The following is a 2,737-nucleotide window of genomic DNA, read 5'->3' as shown; positions in this document are numbered from 1 at the left end:
ACCGCCGGCAGCCCCCGCTGAGCCCTCAGCTTCGCCTTGTAGCCCTCTAACTCCCCACGCGTGGGCAAACGCTCATGCACCAAAAGATGCGCAACCTCCTCAAACTCCGCCCGGTCCGCAAACTCCAAAATGTCATAGCCCCGATAATAAAGATCCCGCCCCGTACGCCCCACCGTACACAACGCCGTATTGCCCGCCACTACCCCCGACAGCGCCACCGACTTCTTGGGCTTGCCCACGGAGTCCAGACCGGGTACCGTCATCGACTTTTCTCCTTCGCAAACAACGCATCCAGCTTGGCTTCGAAAACGTGATAATTCAGGACCTGGTAGAGTTCATCCCGCGTCTGCATCGTCGGGAGCATCCTGGCCTGGGTGCCCTCGCGCCGCAGTGTCTCGTAGACGTCCTGGGAGGCCTTCGCTGCAGCGCGAAACGCGGACAAGGGGTACAGGGCGATCCCCACGCCGGCGCTACGCAGCTCCTCCACCGTGTAAAGAGGCGTGCGGCCGAACTCGGTGATGTTGGCCAGAATCGGCACTTTTACCGCCTGCGCGAACCGGCGATAGTGATCCAGCTCGGTCACCGCCTCGGGAAAGATCATGTCCGCTCCAGCCTCCACGAAGGCACAGGCCCGCTCGATGGCGGCCTCCAGCCCCTCCACCGCCAGAGCGTCGGTGCGGGCCATGATGATGAACTGGGCATCGGTGCGGGCGTCCACCGCCGCCTTGATCCGATCCACCATTTCCTCCCGCGAAACGATCTCCTTGCCGGGCCGGTGGCCGCAGCGCTTGGCCTGTACCTGGTCCTCGATGTGCATGGCTGCCGCACCGAACTTGATGAGAGATTTCACCGTGCGGGCGATGTTGAAGGCGCTGCCGAAGCCCGTATCGGCATCCACCAGCAAAGGCAGCGGGCAGGCATCGGTGATACGGCGCACGTCCGTGAGCACGTCGTCCAGGGTACTGATGCCCAGGTCTGGCAGCCCCAGGGACGCAGCGGCGACGCCCCCCCCTGACAAATAGAGGGCGCGAAAACCCGCCCGTTGCGCCAGCAAAGCGCAATAGGCGTTGATGGTGCCCACCACCTGCAGGGGTTGCTCTGCCTCCAAGGCGGCCCGGAAGCGGGCGCCTGCCGAAATCAGGTCGCTCATCAAGTTTTCGTCCCAATCAATTCAATTTCCAGAAAAATTGCACGGGCGGAAAGATTCCGGCATCGCTGCGCTCCCTTGTTTGTTTCCTTGGCAAGGGGCGTACCACCCTGGATTTCACTTGAACTTCGACTTAAAAGTCATCTACAAGAACTTGTCACCATTGAAAATATAAATTTGAGTGCGCGGAACCCCTGGAGGAGCGTCGGTTCCAATTACGTTTCATGATAGAAACAAATGCTATTGCCCGCGTGGAACATCTAGGTTAGCCTTCGCTTGCTTCTTTTGTTGCCCTCGTCCTCGATACCCCGCACCGGAGAAACGCGATGGATTTCAGCGCTGCGACCCTCACGCCCAGGCCCCGCATTTGCGCCATCGGCTCCAGTTTCACCCGTCTGCTCCCTCCCCTTCTCTCCGCCTACGAGGCCCAGGCGCAGGTGCGCATCGTCAACCAGGTGTTCGCCGAAGCGCTGGCGAGTGCCCGCAACCTTATCCGGGCGAGCGAAGTGGATGTGTTCGTCTCGGCGGGGGCGAGCGGCGCCTATCTGCGCAACCGGCTAGATGCGCCGGTGGTGCTGCTCCAGGTCACCGGATTCGACATCCTGCGCGCCCTGCGGGAGGCTCGAGAAGTCTCCCCGCGCATCGCCATCTTCAGCTTCCAGGCGATTCGGGCCGAGCTGGAGGAGGTGAAGGAACTGCTCAATCTGGACATCGAGCAGTATACCTACACCACCCCCTACGACGCTCGGGAGCGGGTGAAGAAGCTGGCGGCCAAAGGCTTCCAGGTCATCGTGGGCTCCAGCATGATCACCCGGCTGGCAGAGGAGCAGGGACTGGTGGGCGTGTTCCTTTACTCCCCCCATTCCGCCCGCAAGGCCTTGGACGACGCCATTGAGATCGCCCGGCTTCAGCGCCTCCAGGAAGCCCAGCGAGAATGGCTGAACGGCATACTGCGCCACCTGCACGAAGGAGTGATCGCCGTAGACATGCACGGCCGCATTCAGTCGGTCAACCCGGCGATGGAACGACTCCTCGGGCTCGAGGCCGGGGCAGCTCTGGGCAAGCCGGTGCAGGAAGTCGCCCCCGGGCTGGGGCTGGAACGCACCCTTCAAGGGGGCGTGAGCGAGCGCGAGCGCATCCAGCGCATCGGCAACCGCACGGTGGTGACCCACTGCATTCCCATTCGCGCCCACGGCGCCCAGACCGGGGCGGTGCTCACCTGCCAGGACTCCAGCACCATCCAGCGGGTGGACCGCAGCATCCGTGCCCAGCATCGACCCCGCAAGTTCGTGGCCAAACACGAGCTAGATCAGATCGTGGGCATCTCCCCTGCCTTGCTCCAGGCAAAGCGCCTCGCCGCCCAGTACGCCAAAACCGATGCCACCGTCCTGATCACGGGAGAGAGCGGCACGGGCAAGGAGCTCATCGCCCAGGGGATCCACAATGCGAGCCCCCGCCGCCATCATCCCTTCGTCCCCATCAATTGCGCTGCCTTTCCCGAAACCCTGCTGGAGAGCGAGCTGTTCGGCCACGAGAAGGGGGCCTTCACCGGCTCGCGCCGGGGCGGGAAAATCGGTTTGATCGAATCCG

General features: G+C 63.0%; 3 protein-coding genes. 1 reads left to right on the top strand and 2 read right to left on the bottom strand.

Annotation, left to right across the window (positions count from 1 at the left end):
* The coding region (locus V7Q81_RS15580) for a citrate/2-methylcitrate synthase (RefSeq protein WP_333845158.1) at positions 1–263 on the bottom strand (263 nt) is incomplete at its 3' end.
* Positions 260–1,150: a methylisocitrate lyase gene (prpB, locus tag V7Q81_RS15575; protein WP_333845156.1), complete on the bottom strand. Its 891-nt coding sequence runs from the start codon at positions 1,148–1,150 to the stop codon at positions 260–262. The genes V7Q81_RS15580 and prpB, both read right to left, overlap by 4 nt.
* A 323-nt stretch (positions 1,151–1,473) precedes the next feature.
* Here prpB and V7Q81_RS15570 point away from each other — a divergent pair.
* Positions 1,474–2,737: PrpR N-terminal domain-containing protein (locus tag V7Q81_RS15570; RefSeq protein WP_333845154.1), on the top strand; the 1,264-nt coding region annotated here is incomplete at its 3' end.

The organism is Pelomicrobium sp. (assembly GCF_036803785.1).
Taxonomy (GTDB): domain Bacteria; phylum Pseudomonadota; class Gammaproteobacteria; order Burkholderiales; family UBA6910; genus Pelomicrobium.
This window is presented reverse-complemented; position numbering and strand designations above follow the sequence as displayed.